This window comes from Chromobacterium sp. LK1, from assembly GCF_001043555.1.
In the GTDB taxonomy this organism is placed as follows: domain Bacteria; phylum Pseudomonadota; class Gammaproteobacteria; order Burkholderiales; family Chromobacteriaceae; genus Chromobacterium; species Chromobacterium aquaticum.
Window position 1 is genome coordinate 12,437 of sequence record NZ_LDUI01000037.1, and the last position, 23,809, is coordinate 36,245.

General features: G+C 59.5%; 19 protein-coding genes. 13 read left to right on the plus strand and 6 right to left on the minus strand.

What is annotated here, in order from left to right; translation table 11 throughout:
* Positions 1-47 precede the first annotated feature (47 nt).
* Both VI26_RS16615 and VI26_RS16620 read right to left on the minus strand, forming a co-directional pair.
* A complete protein-coding gene (locus VI26_RS16615; RefSeq protein ID WP_048410875.1) occupies positions 48-1,448 on the minus strand; it encodes an L-serine ammonia-lyase in 1,401 nt (466 codons plus the stop codon).
* An 86-nt stretch (positions 1,449-1,534) separates the two neighbouring features.
* Positions 1,535-2,824, minus strand: a complete 1,290-nt coding sequence (locus tag VI26_RS16620; RefSeq protein WP_048410876.1) for an HAAAP family serine/threonine permease — start codon at positions 2,822-2,824, stop codon at positions 1,535-1,537.
* 883 nt (positions 2,825-3,707) lie between these two features.
* Here VI26_RS16620 and VI26_RS24640 point away from each other — a divergent pair.
* The 3 genes from VI26_RS24640 to pflB all read left to right on the plus strand — a co-directional run bounded on the left by VI26_RS24640 (position 3,708) and on the right by pflB (position 7,363).
* Complete coding sequence (locus VI26_RS24640) at positions 3,708-3,986, plus strand: hypothetical protein (RefSeq protein WP_156183919.1); 279 nt, start codon at positions 3,708-3,710, stop codon at positions 3,984-3,986.
* Between the two features lie 63 nt (positions 3,987-4,049).
* Entirely contained in the window at positions 4,050-4,877 is an 828-nt protein-coding gene (locus tag VI26_RS16625) for a formate/nitrite transporter family protein (protein ID WP_048410877.1), read from the plus strand.
* Between the two features lie 227 nt (positions 4,878-5,104).
* Complete coding sequence (gene pflB, locus VI26_RS16630; protein WP_048410878.1) at positions 5,105-7,363, plus strand: formate C-acetyltransferase; 2,259 nt, start codon at positions 5,105-5,107, stop codon at positions 7,361-7,363.
* Between the two features lie 264 nt (positions 7,364-7,627).
* On the opposite strand, the gene VI26_RS16635 is transcribed toward pflB, so the two are convergent.
* Entirely contained in the window at positions 7,628-8,119 is a 492-nt protein-coding gene (locus tag VI26_RS16635) for a hypothetical protein (protein WP_048410879.1), read from the minus strand.
* 268 nt (positions 8,120-8,387) lie between these two features.
* Between VI26_RS16635 and VI26_RS16640 the strand changes: the two genes are divergently transcribed.
* The 4 genes from VI26_RS16640 to VI26_RS24645 all read left to right on the plus strand — a co-directional run bounded on the left by VI26_RS16640 (position 8,388) and on the right by VI26_RS24645 (position 12,287).
* A complete protein-coding gene (locus tag VI26_RS16640) occupies positions 8,388-8,687 on the plus strand; it encodes a hypothetical protein (protein ID WP_048410880.1) in 300 nt (99 codons plus the stop codon).
* Between the two features lie 67 nt (positions 8,688-8,754).
* Complete coding sequence (locus VI26_RS16645; protein WP_048410881.1) at positions 8,755-9,231, plus strand: VOC family protein; 477 nt, start codon at positions 8,755-8,757, stop codon at positions 9,229-9,231.
* Between the two features lie 240 nt (positions 9,232-9,471).
* On the plus strand, positions 9,472-10,917 hold the full coding sequence (locus VI26_RS23960) for an ATP-dependent endonuclease (protein ID WP_082151119.1): 1,446 nt from the start codon (positions 9,472-9,474) through the stop codon (positions 10,915-10,917).
* Between the two features lie 437 nt (positions 10,918-11,354).
* Positions 11,355-12,287: a hypothetical protein gene (locus VI26_RS24645; protein WP_156183920.1), complete on the plus strand. Its 933-nt coding sequence runs from the start codon at positions 11,355-11,357 to the stop codon at positions 12,285-12,287.
* A 235-nt stretch (positions 12,288-12,522) separates the two neighbouring features.
* Here VI26_RS24645 and VI26_RS16665 read toward each other — a convergent pair whose 3' ends face one another.
* Positions 12,523-12,963, minus strand: a complete 441-nt coding sequence (locus VI26_RS16665; protein WP_048410885.1) for a hypothetical protein — start codon at positions 12,961-12,963, stop codon at positions 12,523-12,525.
* 802 nt (positions 12,964-13,765) lie between these two features.
* On the opposite strand from VI26_RS16665, the gene VI26_RS16670 reads away from it, so the two are divergent.
* Positions 13,766-14,440, plus strand: coding sequence for a M24 family metallopeptidase (locus VI26_RS16670; protein WP_048410886.1), 675 nt, complete (start codon positions 13,766-13,768; stop codon positions 14,438-14,440).
* Positions 14,441-14,623: 183 nt separating this feature from the next.
* On the opposite strand, the gene VI26_RS16675 is transcribed toward VI26_RS16670, so the two are convergent.
* Positions 14,624-15,757: a hypothetical protein gene (locus VI26_RS16675; protein WP_048410887.1), complete on the minus strand. Its 1,134-nt coding sequence runs from the start codon at positions 15,755-15,757 to the stop codon at positions 14,624-14,626.
* 451 nt (positions 15,758-16,208) lie between these two features.
* Between VI26_RS16675 and pflA the strand changes: the two genes are divergently transcribed.
* From pflA to VI26_RS16695, 4 genes are all read left to right on the plus strand, one after another.
* Positions 16,209-17,000: a pyruvate formate-lyase-activating protein gene (gene pflA, locus VI26_RS16680; RefSeq protein ID WP_082151120.1), complete on the plus strand. Its 792-nt coding sequence runs from the start codon at positions 16,209-16,211 to the stop codon at positions 16,998-17,000.
* A gap of 91 nt (positions 17,001-17,091) precedes the next feature.
* Positions 17,092-18,285, plus strand: coding sequence for an acetate/propionate family kinase (locus VI26_RS16685; protein WP_048410888.1), 1,194 nt, complete (start codon positions 17,092-17,094; stop codon positions 18,283-18,285).
* A gap of 114 nt (positions 18,286-18,399) precedes the next feature.
* Complete coding sequence (gene pta, locus VI26_RS16690; RefSeq protein WP_048410889.1) at positions 18,400-20,487, plus strand: phosphate acetyltransferase; 2,088 nt, start codon at positions 18,400-18,402, stop codon at positions 20,485-20,487.
* 198 nt (positions 20,488-20,685) lie between these two features.
* On the plus strand, positions 20,686-21,090 hold the full coding sequence (locus VI26_RS16695) for a DUF3995 domain-containing protein (protein WP_048410890.1): 405 nt from the start codon (positions 20,686-20,688) through the stop codon (positions 21,088-21,090).
* Positions 21,091-21,137: 47 nt separating this feature from the next.
* Here VI26_RS16695 and sph read toward each other — a convergent pair whose 3' ends face one another.
* The gene (gene sph, locus VI26_RS16700) at positions 21,138-22,655 is read right to left on the minus strand and encodes a sphingomyelin phosphodiesterase (RefSeq protein WP_053074470.1); all 1,518 of its coding nucleotides are present in this window, start codon (positions 22,653-22,655) and stop codon (positions 21,138-21,140) included.
* Between the two features lie 327 nt (positions 22,656-22,982).
* Between sph and VI26_RS16705 the strand changes: the two genes are divergently transcribed.
* Positions 22,983-23,783: a class I SAM-dependent methyltransferase gene (locus VI26_RS16705; RefSeq protein WP_048410891.1), complete on the plus strand. Its 801-nt coding sequence runs from the start codon at positions 22,983-22,985 to the stop codon at positions 23,781-23,783.
* The last annotated feature ends 26 nt before the right edge of the window (positions 23,784-23,809 follow it).

Genomic DNA, 23,809 nt, shown 5'->3' on the forward strand with positions numbered 1-23,809 from the left:
CGCCAGCGGGGCTGGCGGCGTTGTCGGGGCGGGCTTCAGGCCTGAACTCAGGCGGCGTCGTTCACCCAGCGGATGGCCTGGGTCGGCGCAACCTTGTTTTCCGTCACGATCTGCAGGGCCAGGCCGCCGCAGGAGGTTTCACGGTACTTGGCGTCCATGTCCTTGCCGGTTTCGTACATCGCGGCGATCACCTTGTCCAGCGACACCTTGGGGCTGCTGACGCGGTGCATGGCCATGCGCGCGGCGTTGATGGCCTTGACCGCGGCGATGGCGTTGCGCTCGATGCAGGGAATCTGCACTTGGCCGCCCACCGGGTCGCAAGTCAGGCCCAGATTGTGCTCCATGGCGATTTCCGCCGCCATGCACACCTGGGACGGGCTGCCGCCCATCAACTCGGTCAGGCCGGCCGCGGCCATGGAACAAGCCACGCCCACCTCGCCCTGACAGCCCACCTCGGCGCCGGAGATCGACGCATTGAGCTTGAACAGGCAGCCGATGGCGCCGGAAGACAGGAAGAAGCGCAGGCAGCTGTCCTCGTCCAGCGGCTGGATGAAGTGGTTGTAGTAGGCCAGCACCGCCGGCACGATGCCGCAGGCGCCGTTGGTGGGCGCGGTGACCACGCGGCCGCCGGCCGCGTTTTCTTCCGACATCGCCATCGCGTACATATTGACCCAGTCCATCACGCTCATCGGGTCATTGGCCACTTGCAAGGAGCTGGTTAGCATGCGGTGCAGGGCCGGCGCGCGGCGCGGAATCCGCATCGGGCCGGGCAGATTGCCCTCGGTGCGCATGCCGCGCTCGATGCTGGTCTTCATCACGTCCCACACCTTGGCGAAGTGCTGCTCGACATCCTTGGCTTCGTGGAAGGCTTTTTCGTTTTCCATCACCAGCGCGGACACGGACAGGCCGGTTTCCTCGCACATATCCATCATCTGCTGCGCGCTGAGGAAGTGATAGGGCACCGGGGTGTCGCTGCAGGAGCTTTGATTGAAATGCTCCTCGTCCACGATGAAGCCGCCGCCGATCGAATAATACGTCTTGGTCAGCACGCACTCGTCGCCGACGAAGGCGTGGATCTGCATGCCGTTTTCGTGCATCGGCAGGTTGGCGGTGTGGAAATCCATGTCGAAGCCCACGCGCTGATGGGTGCGGCCCAGCGTCAGCTGGCGGGTTTTTTCCACATCGGCGATCAGGGCCGGGGTCTGTTCCGGGTCCACGGTGTCCGGCAGATTGCCGGCCAGGCCCAGGATGATGGCGTGGTCGGTGCAATGGCCCTTGCCGGTCAGGGCCAGCGAGCCGTAGCAGTCGACGTGAACATGGGTGACTTGGTTGAAACGGCCGGTTTCCTTGAGCGAGCCCAGGAACTGGTGGCCGGCCTTCATCGGACCGACGGTGTGGGAACTGGAGGGGCCGACGCCGATTTTGTAGATATCAGTCATGCTGAACATGATTGCTTACCTCTTGGCTTGATACTTAGGCTTGATGCTGAGGAACCCGGCCGGCCGCGACCGGCCGGGTTGTCAGAGAAGGGCGATCAGGCGAACAGATCGTAGAAGATGGCGGAGATGGCGATCAGGCCGATCAGAACCACGAAGATGTTGCTGGCGGCGCCGGAGTATTTCTTCATGGCCGGCACTTTGGCGATGGCGTACATCGGCATCAGGAACAGCAGCATCGCGATCACCGGGCCGCCCAGGGTTTCGATCATGCCCAGGATGCTGGGGTTGAAGGTGGCCACGGCCCAGGTGGTGATGATCATGAACACGGCGGTGAAGCGGTCCAGCTTGGCGGTCTCGATGGACTTGCCGTTCTGGCGCAGTTGCTTGATCACCAGGCCGTTGAAGCCTTCTTTGGCGCCCAGATAGTGACCCAGGAAGGACTTGCTGATGGCGACGATGGCGATCAGCGGAGCCACCCATTCAATCACCGGGTTGCGGAAGTGGTTGGCCAGGTAGGACAGGATGGAAATGTTCTGCGCCTTGGCAGCGGCCAGGTCCGCCGGGGACAGGCTGAACACGCAGCTGAACACGAAGAACATCACCGACAGCACCATCATGACGTGAGCGCGGATCAGCACGCGGCCGGCGGCCGGTTCCGCGGCGTCGCCATGCAGCTTCTGCTGGTCAACCGAGAAGGACGAAATGATGGGCGAGTGGTTGAAGGAGAACACCATGACCGGGATGGCCAGCCACAGCGTTTTGTAGAACGCGCCGTGGGACAGGGCGTCGCCCAGGCTGCCGGCTTGCTGGATGGCCGCGCCGTTCCATTCCGGAATCAGGTACAGCGCCAGCAGCATCAGGCAGGCGACAAAGGGGTAAACCAGCACGCTCATGGCCTTGACGATCATCTTCTCGCCCAGGCGCACGATGGCCATCAGACCCAGGATCAGGATCAGCGACAGGATGGCGCGCGGCGGAGCGGACACGCCCAGCTGGTTGACCATGAAGGATTGCACGGTGTTGGTGATGGCCACGCTATACACCAACAGAATCGGGTAGATGGCGAAGAAGTACAGCAGGGTGATCAGCTTGCCGGCGCCCACGCCGAAGTGCTCTTCCACCACCTCGGTGATGTCCGCGCCCGGCTTGGAGCTGGACAGCACGAAGCGGGTGAGGCCGCGGTGAGCGAAGAAGGTCAGCGGCAGGGCCAGCAGAGCCATCATGATCAGCGGCCACAGGCCGCCGATGCCGGCGTTAATGGGCAGGAACAGGGTGCCGGCGCCAATGGCGGTGCCGTACAGACCCAACATCCAGACGGTATCTTGCTTGGTCCATGCGGACGAAGCGCCTGATTTGGGCAGGGGGGTGGAAACGGCTTGAGACATGATATTGGCCTTCTTAAAAGACAAATGGGGTAATCGTTTTGACGTGCCGCCCGGCGGCGCGCCGTTTTATCTCTTGCTAGACTTTTAGTCAGTAGCGGGAACCGTTGATTAGTGATTCACGCTTCATTGATGTGCATGGTATAGGCAGTTGTACCGAGGTGGTTACACCTTTCAGAACATCAGTTGATTCTAATCAACTTTATTTTGAAGCAAAACGAACATCCGAACAATTGCTATTTGCTGTTGATGACTTATCAATATCATGATGATTGCTTGTTTTTGGTTTAAAAATAAGAAAAATTGCCCATAAAAATAAGAAAATTGCTAGATATATGGCTTGTTTGCGAAATATTCCAATTTTCAGATTGTTTTAGTTTTATGTTGCTTTGCTGATCGTTGTTGAGTGAAATCGAGCGCTTGCTTGAAAGCTCAGCTGGGTTTTTCGGCATGGTTCGAGCTAGTTGTAACGCGGGAAGACACGCGCATGGCATGGGTGGAGCGACGGCGGCTAGGATTGGAAACAGGCTGCCTAGCCCGTGGTAATGGCTTGGTTTGGCGCGCTAACTAACTGAAAAATAGTAATTAATTGGATTGCTGCGGTGGGTGGTGGGCACAAGGCAGGGGAGGTGGAGGTGCTCGCTTACGTCAAGACGTTTGCTATATCAGCATGGCCGACGGCTTGCGATGAAGTATCATAATATGAAATCCGAGCAGTAAAATTGTTTTCGAAAACGAACAAAAATTTTTCAAAACGAACATTTTTTGATTGGTTTCAAACATTGTTTTGCCTATCAAACGACCGTTTTTCGCCTAGTTGGCTGATTTTTAAGTGTTTTTGTATTGTTTGCAATCGCGCTTGCCATCGGCGTAAAGCCGGTGTCCGGTGGAGAAGGACGCTTTCGTGGCGCGGCGAAAGGCAAAACCGTTGCCGGCCATGTTGCAAAAAGAAGGAGCTGAACAGAGTCTCGCCAGGGAAAGACCTGCGTTTGATTGTTATCAAACAACGATGATGCAATACGAACATAAAATTTTCGTGAACCAACAATCGGCGCAAGCGCAGGCGCGGGAAGCCATCAAGGATGACAGCCAAACAAACTCGTGTCGGAAGCAGGCCAGGCCGGGCAAGTCCCGGCGGAAACCTGAAAACGGCATCATCAGTTGATAGGCATTGCATCAAGATGGACCCGAGGCCGGCGGCTCTGCCCTAGCTCGCGAAATGAAAAACATGAATCACGCCTCCACACTCGCCTACGTAGCGGCCGAAGCCGCCTCCAAACAGACCGTGCTGCGTCAGCACCCTGGGCGCTATCTATTGAGCGCCGGCATGGCCGGCGCGCTGATCGCCGTGGTGCTCAGCGTCAGCCTCAAGCTGGGCCAGGTCTTCTTCGCCGTCGGCTCCCCCGGCTACTACATCGCCGTGGCCGGCTTCTTTGGCGTGGCCCTGGTCAGCATCATCGTCTGCAAGCTGGAGCTGTTCACCAGCAATGTGATGTACTTCAGCGTGGGCGTGCTCAGCGGCGACTGCCGCGTGTGCAACTTGCTGCGCAGCTGGACCATGGTCTACCTGGGCAATCTGCTGGGCGTGTTGCTGTTCACCGCGGTGTTCGCCGGCGCCGGTGGCATGGGCAGCCTGCCGGCCGACCACCTGCTGTTCAATGTGGCCGCGCATAAAGTGCATGCCGGCGCTTGGGAAATCTTCTGGAAGGGCGCGCTGTGCAACTGGGTGATCTGCCTGGCGGTGTGGGTGCCGTTGCGCATGGCCGGCGACGCCGCCAAGATGCTGATGATCCTGCTGCTGGTGTTCGTGTTCTTCTTCTCCGGCTTTGAACACAGCATCGCCAATATGGCCTTCTTCTCGCTGGCGCTGCTGCACGGCATGCAAGGCCTGGACGCCGCCGCCATCCTGCACAATATGATCCCGGCCACCCTGGGCAATATCGCCGGCGGCGCGCTGGGCGTGGGCCTGGTGGTTTACCTGCTGGAGCGCCACACCCTGCCGGCGCGGCGCGAAGCCGCAAAACCGGCCGCGACGGCGCTCGGAACCAGTGTTTGATGTTCGTTTTCGAATGTAATGCGCCGGCTACAATGACGGCGTGTTGATGTGGTTTTTCATGGTATTGAAAATAAAGCGTTTTTTATGGAATTTCGCCGCCGCGGCGCCCGGTTCGGAAACCGCGTTTTAGTCGGCGGCAGTTGATCTTTATCAAACGATTTTTTTCGAAACCGAATGTACAATATGTTCAGTACTCAACATTTACTGATAGTTACTAGGAGGCACACATGGATGCTCTGAATCGTGACGCGACTCAAGCCAACCCCTGGCGCGATTTCACCGGTGGTGAATGGCAAAGCAAGGTGGATGTCCGCAACTTCATCCAGCTGAACTACAAGCCGTTTGAAGGCGACGCCAGCTTCCTGGCGCCCGCCACCGCGCGCACCCAGAAGCTGTGGGACACCCTGAGCGAGTTGCTGAAAGAAGAACGCGCCCGTGGCGTGCTGGACGTGTCCGCTGACCGCGGCAGCTCCATCACCGCGCATGACGCCGGCTACATCGACCAAGCCAGCGAAGTCATCGTCGGCCTGCAAACCGACGCTCCGCTCAAGCGCGCCATCATGCCCAACGGCGGCCTGCGCATGGTTGAGAACGGCCTGGAAGCCTTTGGCTTCAAGCTGGACCCGGTCATCAAGGACGTGTGGACCCACTACCGCAAGAGCCACAACCAGGGCGTGTTCGACACCTACACCCCGGACATCATGGCCGCGCGTAAATCCGGCGTGATCACCGGCCTGCCGGACGCCTACGGCCGCGGCCGCATCATCGGCGACTACCGCCGCGTGGCGCTGTACGGCACCGACTTCCTGCGCGCCGAACGCCAAAAAGTATTCCATGAGCTGGACGACGCCGTTTTCAACGAAGACGTGCTGCGCCTGCGCGAAGAACTGTCCGAACAATTCCGCGCGCTGGACGAACTGAAGCAGATGGCCGCCAAGTACGGCTTCGACATCAGCCGCCCGGCCGTCAACGCCCGCGAAGCGGTGCAGTGGACCTACTTCGCCTACCTGGCCGCCGTGAAAGAACAAAACGGCGCCGCCATGTCCTTCGGCCGCGTCGCCACCTTCCTGGACGTCTACATCGAGCGCGATCTGGCCTCCGGCGCGCTGACTGAAGAACAAGCCCAGGAAATGATCGACGACCTGGTGATCAAGCTGCGCATCGTGCGCTTCCTGCGCACCCCGGAATACGACCAACTGTTCTCCGGCGACCCGACCTGGGTGACCGAATCCATCGGCGGCATGGGCGAAGACGGCCGCACCCTGGTGAGCAAGAGCAGCTTCCGCTTCCTCAACACCCTGTACAACCTGGGCCCGGCGCCGGAACCCAACCTGACCGTGTTGTGGTCCACCCAGCTGCCGCGCGGCTTCAAAGACTTCTGCGCCAAAGTGTCCATCGACACCAGCTCCATCCAGTACGAAAACGACGACCTGATGCGTCCGCACTGGGGCGACGACTACGGCATCGCCTGCTGCGTGTCCGCCATGCGCATCGGCAAGCAAATGCAGTTCTTCGGAGCCCGCGCCAACCTGGCCAAAGCCATGCTCTACGCCATCAACGGCGGCGTGGATGAAAAATCCGGCGTGCAAGTGGCCAAGGGCTTCGAGCCGATCAAGAGCGACGTGCTGACCTACGACGAACTGATGCCCAAGTTCGACCTGCTGATGGACTGGCTGGCCGCGACTTACGTCAAGGCGCTGAACTGCATCCACTACATGCACGACAAGTACGCCTACGAACGCATCGAAATGGCGCTGCATGACCGCGACATCCTGCGCACCATGGCTTGCGGCATCGCCGGCCTGTCCGTGGCCGCCGACTCCCTGTCCGCCATCAAGCACGCCAAAGTGCACATCATCCGCAATGAAGCGGGCCTGGCAGTGGACTACAAGATCGAAGGCGACTACCCGGCTTACGGCAACAACGACGACCGCGCCGACAGCATCGCGGTATGGCTGACCGAAACCTTCATGGACAAGATCAAGGCCCAGCCGCACTTCTACCGCAACGCGATGCCGACTCAATCCGTGCTCACCATCACCTCCAACGTGGTGTACGGCAAGAAAACCGGCAACACCCCATGCGGCCGCCGCGCCGGCGAACCGTTCGCCCCGGGCGCCAACCCGATGAACGGCCGCGACGTGAAAGGCTTTGTCGCTGCGGGCGCATCGGTGGCCAAGCTGCCGTATGAAGCCGCGCTGGACGGCATCAGCTGGACCGCCTCCGCCACCCCGGACGCATTGGGCCATAGCGAAGAAGAACGCGTAGCCAACCTGGCCAACTGCCTGGACGGCTTCTCCGACGCCGGCGGTTTCCACGTCAACGTCAACGTGTTCAAGCGCGAAACCCTGATGGATGCGATGGAACACCCGGAGCTGTACCCGCAACTGACCATCCGCGTGTCCGGCTATGCGGTGAACTTCGTCAAGCTGACGCGCGAGCAACAGCTGGACGTGATCAACCGCACCTTCCACGGCAGCATGTAAGCGCAAGGCCGCTGGCCACCGCGACGGCCAGCCGGCACAACGCCAAGCCTCCCTTAGGGGAGGCTTTTTTTATGCGCGGCGGTTTGGGATCAATGTCGCAGAAGATGCCTTTCGAGGCGCTGGCCGATCCGGAGCGCGCCGCCGCCAAGCGGGTGCTCGCTGCGATGATGGGGAGGATGGATGTTGAGGGAATTGAGGCTGCGCGGAGTGGAGGAGGGGGCGCCGCGCCATGCTTTTTGGCGGCGCGCCCACTGTAGCGATGAGTTAGAGTTGCCCTCTACAGCGTGCATGGTATTGATTGACAAACTTCCGGAAAACGGTCGCTACATAGATCTGCTTGTTTTCCTTAACCAGTGCCATGACATAGGCCCTGCCACTGCCGTTGCTTGTCCTGAAAGCATTAAAAAAGAAGAAGCCAACATTTCCATACTCGTCTTTGTTGGGGACAATGGACTTGCATTTCAGATCTGATGCATAGTCGGAAAAATACTCCTTCATTGATGCAATAAAAGTCTTCATCTCATTCTCAGAGCTGTCTCTCCGTGTTAAGGGCGACATTAGCTTGATGAGCTCATCCTCTTGAGCGTTTTTGGCGGCATCGATAAACCTTCTTTCTACTTCTTCATAGGGGGCCTCATCCCCACGAATGAAGTAGGAGTTAAGGCCCGAATCTGCATTGGGCGCGATGTTGTCATTGGCTTGGGCGCTTGAGTGGAAAGCTAATATAAGCAGAATGGCTGCGATTGGTTTTGGCATGTACAAGCTCTAACGGGTTTTATACGGGCGCGCGGGTCCATATATCAATAGATATTACTGACGCATATTGTCACACCCAAATGCCATATTCTTCAAGCCATTTTGTAATGAATCCGTCGGTATAATAACCCTCAATGTACCGCTGCCATCTGTGTTAAAGCCGCCATTTCCTGTCCCTGACGGGGCACGGCTACTTTGGGCCTGGGCAGCCATAAGCTCAGAACGTATTTACGATCGTGAACAGGTTCTAAGCCCCCATCATCCCTAAATGTCCCGCACCACCCCGGCGCAAGCCGGGTTCCTGTTTTTCTTCTTCTCTATCCGCCGTGCCGTGCGGCTCTCCATGGTTTTGCGTTTGAGCAGTGCCCACTGCTGGCGATGCCGTGTCAATGTCCTCGTACCCATCCACCTTGCGCACGGCCAGCATGAGCATGGCTTCCAGATAGTTGAAGAAGCCCATCTGGAAGCCGCGCTGAGCCGGCTTGCGGAAGCCGATGTCGCGGCTGAGAAGGCTTTTTATGCGTGGCTGCTTTGGATCAATGCCGCAGAAAATGCCTTTGTGCTATAAAATGGCTTCATTTATACGTCATTTTTCCTGACCGCCAGCGACAGATCAGCGGACCAGAGGAGGGGCCATGCACAAAAACACCATCTGCCTGTGGTACGACGGCGACGCCGAAGACGCCGCGCGCTTCTATGCCGCCACCTTCCCGGACAGCCGCGTCGGCACAGTGCTGCGCGCGCCCGGCGACTACCCGGCCGGCAAGGAGGGCGATGTGCTCACCGTGGCATTCACCGTGCTGGGCATCCCTTGCCTGGGTCTTAACGGCGGTTCCACCTTCAAGCACAGCGAAGCCTTCTCCTTTCAAGTGGCCACCGAGGATCAGGCCGAAACCGACCGCCTGTGGCAAGCCATCGTCGGCAACGGCGGCCAGGCCAGCGCCTGCGGCTGGTGCAAGGATAAGTGGGGCCTGAGCTGGCAAATCACGCCGCGCGCGTTGACCGAGGCGCTGGCCGATCCGGACCGCGCCGCCGCCAAGCGGGTGTTCGACGCGATGATGGAAATGGTGAAGATTGATATTGCGGGGATTGAGATAGCAAGGAGGGGGTAGTTTTTTTGGAAGGGGTGTTAAGTTAGGACGGGTTTGTGACAACTGGGGGTTGGTGGTCATTAGTGACAGAATGGTTGAGTATTTTATCTCAAAATCTGTTTGTGTAATCTATATAAGTACTCTGTGATGTATTTGGTTTTTACTGTGTAGCATATTGTTTGCTTCCAGATATAAACTAAGCTTAGTTTCGTGGTGAATACTAATTCTCATAGTTGTTTGCGAAAATTTACAGGGGGAGTTATGGATGCTGGTGAAATCACAAGAATACGAGATCAGTTTCATGGAGGCCAATGGCCTCAATTTTTAGAGCGTCTGGATATTAATGGTCTGCGAGGTTGGCAGGGACAGGCTATACAATTTAAATTCCCGGTAGTGGCTATTGTTGGAGAAAATGGTGCTGGTAAAAGTACTGTTTTGAAAGTGGCTGCAACGGCTTATGAAAAGTCAGAGGAAAGTGGCTACTACCCATCGGATTTCTTTCTGGATACTCATTGGGATACCCTTGAGGGTATCGAGCTTGGTTACCAGATAAGACTTGGAGATCAAGTTCAAGGCTTCAAAATACGGAAACCAACGAAGCGCTGGTCTTTTCCAGAGAGACGTTATAAGAGAAGAGTTTTTTGGTTTGATGTAGCTAGAACACTACCTTTGGATGCTACCGCAGGGTATGCACGTGTTGCTCGTCTGGCAGCTGGTGAAATTTCTACCGAAGCGCTGTCGAACGAATTTCGTAGCCATCTATCGTATATATTGGGTCGTGAATATCAAAATGCACGTTTTGCGGCACCTGATGTTAATGTTAATCGTGCCGTTGGGCTGCTTCAAAGAGAATATGGTGAAATATCTCAATTTCATCAAGGGGCTGGTGAAGATACGTCATTAGACCTTATGCGTGCGCTGCAGGAGGTTCCTAATAATTCACTTGTTATTATTGATGAGGTTGAAGCATCGCTTCATCCTAAAGCTCAGCGACGTCTGATTAATTTTTTAATTAAACTGAGTCGTTTGCGCCGCTTGCAGATCATTGTTTCAACTCATAGCCCTTACGTCTTAGAAGAACTTCCTGCAGAGGCTCGGATATTATTACTTCCAACAGCAGATGGGCCTAGTGTTCTTTATGGTGCTAGTCCCGAATTTGCCCTTACAAAATTAGATGAAATTGTTCATCCAGAAGCATTTGTGTATGTTGAAGATCGATCTGCCGAGATATGGGTGCGTGAAATTTTGGTATGCCATCCTGATGGGGCAGTGGTCATGTCACGGATAAAAATCTCACCTGTCGGGCCTGCAAACGTGGTTGCCATGATGGGGAAATTGGCTGAAGAAGGAAAGCTTCCTCAAGCTGGCATAGGTGTTCTTGATGGTGATCAGCAGGAAGCCCAAGGCTGCATAAAGTTACCAGGTGAGGACGCTCCGGAGCGTGTCGTTTTTCTTGGGTTACGTGACAATAACTGGGCAGGGTTGCATGAGCGTTTTGGAGTTGGGGCTGGTGATTTGCACACCTACTTGGAAGATGCTCTGCTCAGTCCAGATTTTCACCGATGGCCAAGTTTGGTTGGAGATCGCATTTTGAAGAGTGCTACAAGTGTATGGGAAATTATGGTCACAGAGTGGTGCCGAGTGTGCTTGACTGATGATGGTCGAGACTTGTTCGTCCATGCAATTAAGAGGGCTTTGCCGGATTAGGATAAAATCTAGGGCTGAAGTTTGGGTTGTACAAGCGTTTCAATTTTTATTGGTAATTAATTGCTGTTTGATGGAGTGCTTTTCATTGGATGTTAGTTACTTTGGCTGAGTCGTTGATTAATTAAATAGTCTCACACTTAAACCAAACCCTGGTCTAAGGGGGTAAAGGTCAAGTGGTAATCGGTGTTCGAGTGTGCTTTGGGATTTGTTGTTCTCAGTGCTGAGAGTTGCGGTGTTGTGTTTTATCTTGTTTGTCTGCTTTCAATGTTTTGGGTTGGTATAAATATTTAATTGCTTAAAACTATGTCTCGTTAGGTGGTTGATTTTTTGGTTGTGTGTTGAGGGGGTGTTGTCTAGAGAGCTTTTGTATGGCTGCAATTTTGCTATCCAGGCAGCAATTTATTTTAAGTGTCACACTCTAGATAAAGGGTTCTTGTATGCAAGATGGATTGGAAGATGCTGCTGGATTTATGGAGAAGAATGAATATGCATGGTTCAAAAATCGCCAGAGAGAAATTGGCGAATATCGAGATATGCTCGAAAACCAGCAGCATGAGTTCAATGCATATCGAAAACGTGCTCAAGAGGAGCAGCTTGCACGCGAGGCAGCATTTCAAAAAGAGCAACAGGAGCGTGAAAAAATGTTTGCCCAGCGTGAGAAACAACTCGCGTCTCGGCATCGTGATATCGAAACTGCCCTTATGCATCGTGAAATTGAAATCGAAAGCCTGCGTGAACGACTGCAAACAGATATTGTAGAACGGGAACAGAAAGTGCAAGAAGCCCTAGTGGAGTTGGCCCTTGAAAAAGAGAGGTACAATGAGGAAAGTAGGAAAAAAATAGAGATTACATCGAAGGATTATGTTGCAGATGCGCTAGAAATATTGGATCGTAAGGAAGCTCAATTTCACACAATCTCTAAAATTTGGAGCGGTATTGGTGCGATATCACTCGTAGGTGCAATAATATTTTTTGCATATGTCACATTGTCTGCTTTAGTAACAATTCCAAGTCAAATGACATGGGAGTTCTTGGTTTTTGCGATTTTTAAGGGCCTAGTGGCAATAGCCTTGCTTGCTGGGTTGGCTAAATATGCATTTCTTCTTGGTAACTCATACATGCAAGAGGCCTTGAAGAATGCGGATCGGCGCCATGCTATTAACTTTGGTAAGTTTTACTTGGAGTCCTATGGTGCAGCAGCTGAGTGGTCTCAGGTAAAAGAAGCATTTGAGCACTGGAATATTACGGGTACTAATGCTTTTAAAAGGGCCGAAGAGTCTATGCCAGATATCGGTACGCTTGAAAAAGCTATCGCAATGGTGGAGCGCGCCGGTAAGGCTCTTCCAAAAGGTAAAGGTGCTGAGGGATAGTTGAAAGGCGAGAACAAGTAAATTATTTCTGAGGCGTGTATTAGTAATAAAGTTGGAAGTCTTGCTTTGAGAGGTAAACTGTCGGTAATTTTGGGTGGTTAGCCATTTTATGGCTCTTATCGGTTATTCAAAAATGTTTATAATAAGTTGTGGGATTTTAAGGATTTGCTTACGCTCTCTCAAAGAAGCCCCACCCCCAAACCAAACCCCGGCCAAAGCCGGGGTTCGTTCTTCCTTACTTCTTCTCTATCTTCCGCACCGAGCGGTTTTCCATATTCTTGCGTTTGATCTGCGCCTGTTGCTGACGGTGCAGTTCGTCAACATGCTCGAACACGTCCACCTTGCGCGCGGCCAGCGTGAGCATGGCTTCCAGATAGTTGAAGAAGCCCACCCGGAAGCCGCGTTGTTCCGGCTTGCGGAAGTCGATGTCGCGGCTGATGCGCGCCAGCAGGCTTTGGGCGCGGTAGCCGGGGTTGTCCTTCAGCCATTGCACAAGATGGGCGCCGCATTCGCGGCCATAGGCGCAGTCGGCGGCGTAGTCCGGGTGCGCGGCTGGCATCTGCCAGTAATCGGCTTGTGGCCGTCCTGGGCGTCGTGACACGAAGGGGAGCAGGGCTTCGCGCGCTTCCAGCGCGGCTTGGCGATAGCGGCGGCGAGTGGGAAAGGTTTTCGACATGGTGTTTCTCCTGCGGTGACACAAGATAAACCACCTGCCTGTGAATCGTGGGGTAGGTGTAGGCAGGCGCGAGGCAGGATTGGCGTACCGAGAAACAAGGAATCGGTGAGCGCTAGGCGCTCTCCCACCACGCACCCGCCAGCCATGCATGAAGTACAGACGCAAAGCGGGTACGGATGAAGGCGCAGATGCGCCTTCATCCCCCTGTTTCGAACGGGACGCCAATCCCGGTGCCGTTAATGACAGCACCCGGCGATTGTTACCGAGTGGGGTGGCCGGGTCAAGCTAGCGAGGCTTGCACCAGATCTGGATCATAATCTTGGCTGGGCTTGAATCCGCTGCGCGGATGATGGTTTAGGGCCGGTTCCGCCCTGACCGAGCGAGGCAAGCGTAGCGTCGCGAGGGAATAAAACGGAAAGGGGAACAACGCGGCCAAATTCCCCTTTACCCCAAAGGCCGCCCTGCAAGCCTGGCCTTCGGCTTCCCGCCGGGGCCTGTCAGGCCCGAGGCGCGGCTGAACTCGCACCGCGCTAACGTCGCGATGCTCGAACAAGCAGCCGCTTAAGACCTCGGGCCTGCCACCCGACGGCAGGCTTGAAGGGAGTGGGGGCGCGTCGGATACCTGGTTTTCTTCGGGGCTTGGGGGCTAAGTCCAAAAGGCCGGTGCAGGATCGTGCGCAACTTTGCAGAGGCGGGCAGCCTGATTTGGTCTGTGATTTGAATGTCATGATTCTGCTGCGTTGCGATATACTTCACTGCCCATTTCGTCGGTTTATCTTTACTACAAGATAGGGCATTCCCCATGACGTCAATCTCTCTCCCGCCACAAGCGGTGGGCAGCGCTTTCTCCCTGGAAAAAATGATCGTCGCCCGCGACAAGACCATGGCGGCGGTGCGGCGCATTGCCGCGCAGATCCGCCCCGGCATGACCGAACAGCAGGCCAAGGATTTGGCCAAGGCGGAGCTGGAAAGCATGGGCATGGACCGCATCTGGCACGGCATCATCATCCGCTTTGGCCGCAGCACGCTGAAAATCTTCAAGCAGCAGATCGATCCGGACAATGTGCTGCTGGACGACGACATCTTCTTCATTGATCTGGGCATTGTCTGGGACGGCCACGAGGGCGACGCCGGCGATACCTTCGTGGTCGGCAACAATGCGCGCAAGCAGGCCTGTGCCGAGGCGGCGCGCCAGTTGTGGCAGGAGGTGGCGGATAAGTGGCGGCGCGAGCGCCTGGCCGGCCCGGCCTTGTATCAGTACGCGGCGGAGCGCGCCGAGGCGATGGGCTGGCGGCTGAACCTGGACATCAAGGGCCACCGGGTGTCGGACTTTCCGCACGCCATTTACAAGGCTGGCAGCCTGGGCGATTTCGCCCAGTGCCCGGACACCGGCTTGTGGATTCTGGAAATCCAGATTGCCGATCCGTCCGGCGAGTTTGGCGCTTTCTATGAAGACTTGCTGGTGAGCGAGGGCTGATCCGGGAAGGGCGGCGGTAAGCCGCCCGTTGCCGTGGCCTAGGGTGGGTGAAGCCGTAGGCGATACCCACGCGGACACGATGCCGCGTGTGCTTTCAAACCGGGTGGTGGTGAGTATCGCTGCGCTTCACCCGTCCAAGCTTCCGCGCAGCGGATGCAACATCAGCACGACCCTCGCCAAATCCTATTCCTCCCTATGCGCGCCCGGATAGCGCACGCTGGTCTCCGGTATGCCGCAGCCCCACAGCGAGTAAGGGTCGGCCATTTCATTGACGCCTTCGCCATAGCGGTTGTCCGCCGGGCGCAGATGCGCCAGGCAGCAGGCGCCCAGCTCGGTGGCGTAGAGGCCGTGCACGGTGCTGAGCACGCGGTGGCTCATGCTGTGCTGGGAGGGGAAGGCGATGGTCTGCTGCGTTTCCACGCGGCTGTAGTCCGGGCTCATCTTCACTTGCACCACGCCGTTGAGGGCGCTGTCGCAAGCCATGGACGAGGCCAGCAGGTTGAGGCGCGGTTCCGCGCCGGATTCCGGCGTGAAGCCCAGGTGGATGAAGCCGGCGCCGGCGGCCGGGGCGGTGCTGAGCCGGAACCAGTCGATGTCGCCGCCGGCCCGGATGCGGCCGAATCCGCCGTTGCCGCCGGAGGCGTTGCCCAGCAGCGCGAACCACAGATTGCCGTCCGGCCCCGGCACCATGCCCACCGGGGTGTTGCCGTGTTCGGCGGGGATTTCAATGGCGGCGGGCGCGCCGCCGTTGGTCGGGATGCGGTAGAGCTGGCTGGATTGGTCCAGCGTGGCGTAAATGTCGCCGCTGTCCGGGTGGCGCTGGACGAAGATGGGCCGCGGCGGGCAGGGGTAGAGGGTGGCGGCCGCCGGGTTGCGGCTGTCGACGCGCACGATGTGGTGGCTGTCCTTGCAGGAGGTCCACAGGATGTCGCCGTCTTCCACCACCACGTGCGGGCCGCGCGCCAGCTGCGGCAGCGGCACCCGCTTGAGGATTTCTGGCGGCGTGGTCAGGTCAGACGCTATCGGGTCTATCAGCAGCAGTTCGGACTGGAATTGCAGCGTCACCCACAAGCAGCCGGGGTGGGTTTTGGAAACGGTCAGCCCGTGCAAGCCGGTAAACGGGTTGTCGATGACGTGGGCGATGGCGGCGCGCGGTTGGCCGCTGTGCGGGTCCACCCGCATTTTGACCAGCGCGCCGGACGGCTGTTGAGAGATCAGCAGCAGGTCCGGCCCGATGGCGGCCACTTCATGGGTTTGGCTGGAGGCGGGCAGCGGATATTCGATCACGCTTTTGAGGGCGAGGCGGAGTGCGTTCATGGCGGTTCACCGTGGGTGTGGAATCCCTTTGGCATAATAGATGTCGCTAATGACATTTGCAAAAACGACCCGTGCTTTGATCCAGCTCAGCAGCGGGCGGGCGCGCGCCCGGTCACGCTTATGCGGATGGGGTGTTATGAGGATGTTCGCGAACGAGCGAAAATATTGCACTGCAAGGTAAAACTAACGATTGTTTTAACTAGAACACGACTGAAATCAAGGGTTTGATCAGGCGAGGGGTGGGGGCTATGTGGCGTGCGCACATCACAATGTACGCTTTTGACCTGTATCAAACACATATTTTCGTTTTAGAATATAAAATGTGTTCGTAAAATAACATTTGTGTTCGGCTCTGGCGTTTTGGGCGCATGCCCGTTCGGAACCGCGCACTATGCTTTAAAAGGCGGCCCTCGATGGGGTTTGCCTGTGTCGGCCATAGGAGCACAAACGCATGCCAGATACCCAAACCGCCGTGGACACGGCCTCGCAAGAACACGCCATGTCTCCCGAATCCGTGGTGGGTTACCTGCACTCCACGGAGAGCGGGGCCGGGGTGGATGGGCCTGGCATGCGCTTTGTCTTCTTCACCTCGGGCTGCCAGTTCCGCTGCCTATACTGCCATAACCCGGATACCTGGAAGCTGCACAATGGCCGCCAGGTCACGGTGGAGCAGGCGATGGCGGAGCTGGAGCCGTATGCGCGCTTTTTGAAGTTCGCCGGCGGCGTGACGGTGTCCGGCGGCGAGCCGCTGATGCAGGACGAGTTCGTCGGCGCGCTGTTCCGCGAGGCCAAGCGCCGCTTCGGCCTGCACACGGCGCTGGATACCCAGGGCTTTTTGCATGAGCGGGTCAGCGACGAGTGGTTCGACGCGGTGGACCTGGTGATGCTGGACATCAAGCATTCGGACCCGGAGCGCTATCACGCGCTGACCGGCCAGCCCTTGCAGCCGACGCTGGATTTCGCCCGCCGCCTGCAACGGCTGGGCAAGAAGATGTGGGTGCGTTATGTGCTGGTGCCGGGTTTGACCGACGGCGACGAGGACATCAGCAGGCTGGCGGATTTCGTCGCCGGCCTGGGCAGTGTGGTGGAGCGGGTTGAAGTATTGCCCTTCCATCAGTTGGGCATGGACAAGTGGCAGAAGCTGGGCATGGAATACCAGTTGGCGGATACGCCGATTCCCACGCCGGAGCAGGTCAAACGTGCCCGCGAGTTGTTTTCCTGTAAAGGCTTGAAGGTGACTTGAACGCCTTCCGGCCGGTGGTTTTGGCTGGCAGCGTCGCCCGGAGCGGCGCTGCTTGTTTATCGAATTATCTATCATGAATCGCTGATATATTATGACGACATCTTCTGAAATTCTGGTGATCAACTGCGGCAGTTCCTCGCTGAAATTCGCGCTGCTGCCCAAGGGCTCCAGCGAGCCGCTGCTGTCCGGCCTGGCCGAGTGCCTGGGCCTGGCGGATTCGCGCATCATTTTCAAAACCGCGGAAGGCAAGAAGACGGAGTCGCTGAACGGCGGCAGCCACGCCGAGGCGATGGAAGCGCTGACCCGCTTCATGGGCGAGCATGAGTGGCTGGACAGCGTGGCCGCCATCGGCCACCGCATCGTGCATGGCGGCGAGCGCTTCCAGGCGTCCGCGCTGATCACCGACGAAGTGCTGGCCGGCATCGAAGAGTGCTGCGCGCTGGCGCCGCTGCACAACCCGGGCCACTTGGTGGGCATCCGCGCCGCGCAGAAAGCCTTCCCCAAGCTGCCGCAGGTGGTGGTGTTCGACACCGCCTTCCATCAGACCATGCCCAAGCCGGCCTATATGTACGCCGTGCCGCAGCGCTTCTACAAAGAATACGGCGTGCGCCGCTACGGTATGCACGGCACCAGCCATCGCTTCATCGCCGGCGAAACCGTGGCCGAGCTGAAGCTGGACCCGGCCAACCACGGCATCCTGATCGCCCACCTGGGCAACGGCGCGTCCGCTTCCGCGGTGAAGAACGGCAAGTGCATGGACACCACCATGGGCATGACCCCGCTGGAAGGCCTGATCATGGGCACCCGCTCCGGTGATATCGACCCGGCCGCGGTGACCTTCATCGCCCGCAAGGAAGGTCTGGATCTGGACGGCATCGACAATCTGCTGAACAAGCAGAGCGGCCTGCTGGGCATTTCCGGCGTGTCCAGCGACTGTCGCGCTCTGGAAGAGGCTGCGGCGGAAGGCAATGTGGACGCGCAACTGGCGCTGGACATGTTCGCTCACCGTCTGGCCCGCCTGCTGGGTGGCCTGGCCACCTCGCTGGAGCGCATCGACGCGCTGGTGTTCACCGGCGGCATCGGCGAGAACTCCAGCCTGCTGCGCGAGAAGACCCTGAACCACATGAAGGTGCTGGGCTTCGCCGTGGACGCGGCCGCCAACGAGCGCGCCGTGCGCGGCAACACCGGCGTGATCAGCCAGCCGGGCAGCACCACCGCGCTGGTGATGGCCACCAATGAAGAGTGGATGATCGCCAAGGATACCGCCGACCTGGCCGGTATCTGATAGGACCTCGCGGCGCAAGCCGCGTCTGTATCGCGCGGCCGGCGTTCCGTCGGCCGCCGCCTGATTCTGAACGCCGGGCCGCCTAGCGGCGGCGCGCGCGTCGAAAGCAAAACCATGACATCGCAACAACCGAAACGAGTGTTTTTCCTGGCTTCCTATGGTTCGGACGCCGGGCTGACCTCCATGACTCTTGGCCTGGTGCACGCGCTGGAGCGCGACGGCATCAAGGTGGGCTTCGTCAAGCCCATCGCCCAGGCCGCCAGCGCCAGCGCCGGCGCGGAGCTGTCCAATCACTTCGCCCGCCAGCTGTGCAATATCGACGCGCCGGCGTCCATCCCGTTTGCCCGCGCGCAAGCCATGCTGCGCGAAGGCGAACTGGCCACGCTGATGGAAGACGTGGTGCGCCTGGCGGAACAGGCGCGTGACAATCACGATGTGCTGATCGTTGAAGGCCTGGTGCCGGACGCGGACGCGCAAACCACGCTGCGTCTGAACGCGGAAATGGCGGGCAGCCTGTCCGCCGAGCTGCTGCTGGTGTTGTCCGGCGCCGACCGCGACGCGCGCGGCATCGCCGAATGCGTGCAGCTGGTGCAGAGCCAGTTCAGCGCCGACGGCAACGGCAAGCTGGCCGGCCTGCTGCTGAACCGCGGCGCGGAATGCGGCAAGCTGGACGCGCTGCGCGCCGAGCTGGCGGCCCTGGGCTGCGTCACGCCGCTGTTGGGCTGCGTGCCTTACGACGCCAAGCTGGACGCGCCGCGCGTGCTGGACGTGGTCAGCGCGCTGGGCTTGAAGATCGAGCACGCCGGCCAGATCGAGCAAGCGCGCATGCGCGAAACCGTGGTGGCGGCCCGCACCGTGGAGAAGATGGCCGAGCGCCTGCTGCCGGGCACCCTGGTGGTGACGCCGGGCGACCGCAGCGACGTGGTGTTGGCCACCTCGCTGGCCATGCTGCGCGGCGTGCCGCTGGCCGGCCTGCTGCTGACCTGCGGCGAACCGGTTTCCGGCAGCATTCTGCCGCTGATCCAGTCCGCGCGCCAAGCCGGCCTGAGCATTCTGTCCACCGAGCGCGACACCTATGAGACCAGCACCATGCTGGCCAATCTGGACCGCCACGTGGCGATGGAAGACACCGAGCGCATGCAGGCGATGATTGATTTCGTCGCCGAGCGCATCGACACCTCCGCGCTGGTGCAGAAGATAGGCGAGCCGCGCGAAGTGCGCCTGCCGCCGCCGGCCTTCCGCCATCGTCTGATCGAGAGCGCGCGCCGCTCGCAGAAGCGCATCGTGCTGCCGGAAGGCGACGAGCCGCGCACCATCCAGGCCGCCGCCATCTGCCACGAGAAGGGCATCGCTCGCTGCGTGCTGATCGGCGAACCGGAGCGCATCCGCCAGGTGGCGGAAGCCCAGGGCGTGACCCTGCCGGCCGACATCGAGATCCTGGCCCCGAAAGAGGCCGCCGGCCGCTACGTGGCGCCGATGATGGAGATGCGCAAGAGCAAGGGCCTGACCGCGCAGCAGGCGGAAGAGCAGCTGGAAGACAGCGTGGTGATCGGCACCATGATGCTGGCGCTGAACGAGGTGGACGGCCTGGTGTCCGGCGCGGTGCACACCACCGCCAACACCATCCGTCCGGCGCTGCAGCTGATCAAGACCGCTCCGGGCGCGAGCATCGTGTCCAGCATCTTCTTCATGCTGATGCCGGATCAGGTGCTGGTTTACGGCGATTGCGCGGTGAACCCGGACCCGAACGCGGAGCAGTTGGCCGACATCGCCATCCAGTCCGCCGATTCCGCCCGCGCCTTCGGCCTGAGCCCGCGCGTGGCGATGATCTCTTACTCCACCGGCACTTCCGGCAGCGGTTCGGACGTGGAGAAAGTGCGCGAAGCCACCCGCATCGCCAAGGAAAAGCGTCCGGATCTGATGATAGACGGCCCGATGCAGTACGACGCCGCCAGCGTGGAATCCGTGGGCCGCCAGAAGGCGCCGGACAGCGAAGTGGCCGGCCGCGCCAATGTCTTCGTGTTCCCGGATCTGAACACCGGCAACACCACCTACAAGGCGGTGCAGCGCTCCGCCGGCGTGGTGTCGGTGGGCCCGATGCTGCAAGGCTTGCGCAAGCCGGTCAACGATCTGTCGCGCGGCGCGCTGGTGGACGACATCGTCTATACCATCGCGCTGACCGCGATCCAGGCGGACGCGTAATACGCGAGCCCAGCCTGGCCTGATCCAGGATGGACCCAAGTGACAGCCCCCGGCGTTTTGCGCCGGGGGCTGTTTTTCTTGATGGCTGGAGGTGCGGGGGGCGCTGTTGGGCGTGCAAATTAATGCTCATGGTATTGTGGTACAATGGAGGCGAGGTTGAACTTCCGATAAACACTTAATTAGAAAGGGAACCTGCTTATGCTGAGCCTGTTTTTGATTACTGTTTTTCTGATTATCAGTCTGGTCCATTGTTATTGGGCATTGGGCGGCACCGTGGGCATGGGCGCAGCCGTGCCGGAGGTGGATGGCAAACCGCTGTTCCAGCCCTCGCGCACCGGCACCTTGATGGTGGCCGGGGCATTGGCCCTGTCGGCGCTGGCGGTGGCACTGCACGGACATCTGAGCCGTTTCTGGCTGGCTGAGACCGTGCGCTGGGGCCTGCTGGCGCTGGGCGCGGTGATGCTGCTGCGCGGCATCGGCGAATTCCGCTACGTCGGCTTGTTCAAAAGCGTGCGCGATAGCCGTTTCGCCCGCAACGACACCCGTTTCTATTCCCCCTTGTGCCTGCTGCTGGGTGCGTCCTTGCTGTTCCTGGCCTGGTAAGGCATGCAAAGCGGGCGGCGCGAGCCGCCCGCTATCCGCGCTTCCCGTCAGCGCTTGCTGTTTTTATAAAGCAGCTGCGCCTTCCAATCCTGCCGCTGCGGCTGGCGCGCGATACTGACGCGGAAGCGTTCGCGCGGGCCGATATTGGGCTGCCATAAATACAGTTGTCCATCGTGGGCGCCGCCGTTCCAGGCGGTCAGATAGTAGTCGTTCTGCCGCGCCCAATCCTTGAAGCCGACGATATCGCCGTCCCGCAGGCAGCCGTCCGGCCGGTCCTGGATCTGCAAGCGCAGTTCCGAGGAGGCGTTGAGCGGGCCTTGCTTGGTGTAATAGGCGTATTGATTGGCGTCCAGGCCGCCCCACCAGGTCCAGAACCAGCCGGGCCGGTCCGCCCGCTCCACCCGCAGATAGTCGCCGGAGCGCAGGCAGCCGTTGTCGCGCATGGCGAAGTTGTTGGATAGATTGAAGCGGGCGGCGGAGGCGTTGCCGGGGCCGGTCTTCAGCCAGCCGTCGTTGGCGGCGGCGCTTTGCAGCCATTGGCCGTTGCCCAGGTTTTGCAAGCCCACTTGGCGGTAGCTGCCGGCCTGGTCGGTAAATGACTGGGTGGGCGTGGCGGCATCGGCCCAGGCGAAGGCCTGTACTGGGTAGTGGTCGCTGTAGTCGGTGTAGGCGTAGGTGTGCTTGCCGACGGATTGCACCGTCCACTGCGGCGACGGCGCGTCCAGCGCCAGATTGTGCCAGGCCGCCGGCTGACGGTGGGCTTTCAGTGTCAGGATGTAGTCCAGGTATTCCGGCGCGTCGCCGCCGCGCGCGCCGTAACGCTCCAGCGCCAGGCCGTTGCGGGCGGTGTCGAAGCTGTCGCTGACGCCGGCGTAGCGCGGCTCGCTGGCTTGCAGGATGTCCAGCATCGCGCGGTATTCCGCCGGCTTGCGGCGGTCCACGTTCATGTCGCCGGCGATCAGCACCATTTCGTCCTTGGGCAACTGCCGCGCGCGCAGCCAGTCGGCGATCTCGCGCAACTGGGCCTGGCGCACCGCCGCGTGGTCCTTGCAGCCGCTGTCTTCCGATTGCAGATGGGTGCCCAGCACGTGATAGTACTGGCCGCCCACTTGCAGCTTGGCGTAGGCGAAGCCCTTGAGCGCGTATTGATCCCAGCTGCAGCCGGCGTTGCGGAACAGGTATTGCCGCTTTTCCACTATTGGCCAGCGGCTGACGATGGCGACGCCGCCGTCTTCCGGCCTGGCGCCGTCCCAGCCCTCGGTGCCGTCCCAGCCGCTCTGGCTGCGGCCTATCACCGGGGTTTGGTGCGGGAAGCGGGCTTTCAGGCCTTGCAGCAGCGCTTCGGAGCTGCTGTTGTCCTGCAACTCCTGAAACACCGCCACGTCCTGGTGTTGCAGGATGGGAGCGGCGGCGATCAGCCGCGCGCGCTGTTCCTGGCCGTAATTGGGATAGAGCGATTGCGGCAGCAGCATCGCGTTCCAGGTGGTGAGCCTGAGGTCGTCGGGATAGGCGGCGAGGGCGGGGGTGGCCAGCAGCGCGGCGCACAGTGCCAGGCAAGCTTTCATCATGTCTCCGGGGAGTGTGGGGAGCGCAAAGCTTGAATGGCGTGGTTTACGGAATTGCTATGTCATTTAAATTTGATCTGGCGTAGAATGAGCGACTGCGCCGTCACGCTTGTGCGGCTTGAATCTCTTCTGTGTTTTCCCGATAGGAGCGCGCCGGAATGAAGCTGTAATGCCCGTCACTCGTTTGCCCAGCCAGGGCCGTTTGCCGCATTGCCGTTTCTTTCGCTGTCATGCTTCGTCTTCGCTCCCCGATGGGAGTCGTCCATGTCTCTATGGACGCGGCCTTGGCTGGGTGTTTCCCATTCTCTGAACAGAACAGGATTCCCCATGTCGGAACACGCTTCCCTCGATATTTTTTCGCATAATCAGGCCGCCTGGGATCGTCAGGCCGAGCAGGCCGGCCCATGGTCGCAACCGGTGGACGCCGCCGCCATCGCCGCCGCGCGCGCGGGCGATCATCGGGCGCGGCTGACGCCGGGACCGCTGCCGGCCGGCTGGCTGGATCAGGTGGCCGGCTGGCGCATTCTGTGCCTGGCCAGCGGCGGTGGCCAGCAAGGCCCGCTCTTGGCGGCGGCCGGCGCCGAGGTCACGGTATTGGACGCCTCCGAGCAGCAGTTGGAGCGCGACCGCCTGGTGGCGCGGCGCGAAGGGCTGAGCCTGGCGACCGAGCTGGGCGATATGCGCGATCTGTCGCACTTCGCCGATGGCGGCTTCGACTGCGTATTCCACCCGATTTCCAATCTCTATGTGCCGGATGTGCGCCCGGTGTGGCGCGAGTGCTTCCGGGTGCTGCGTCCGGGCGGGCGCTTGCTGAGCAGCTTTTTCAACCCGGCGGCCTTCATCGGCGACCGCGACCCGGAGTATGCGCGCCAGGGTCTGATCCGGCCGCGCTACCCGCTGCCGTATTCCGATCTGCGCGATCTGGCGCCGGAGGCGCTGGCGGCCAAGCGGGCCGGCGGCGAGGCGCTGGTGTTCGGCCATAGCCTGGCCGAGCAGATTGGCGGCCAACTGGAGGCGGGTTTCTTGCTGGCCGGTTTCCACGAGGAGATGCAGCCGACGCCGCGCTTCGTCATCGACGGCTATTTGCCGGCCTTCATCGCTACCTGGGCGAACAAGCCGGGGGCTTAGAACCCGTTTACGACCTGCTGCGCGTC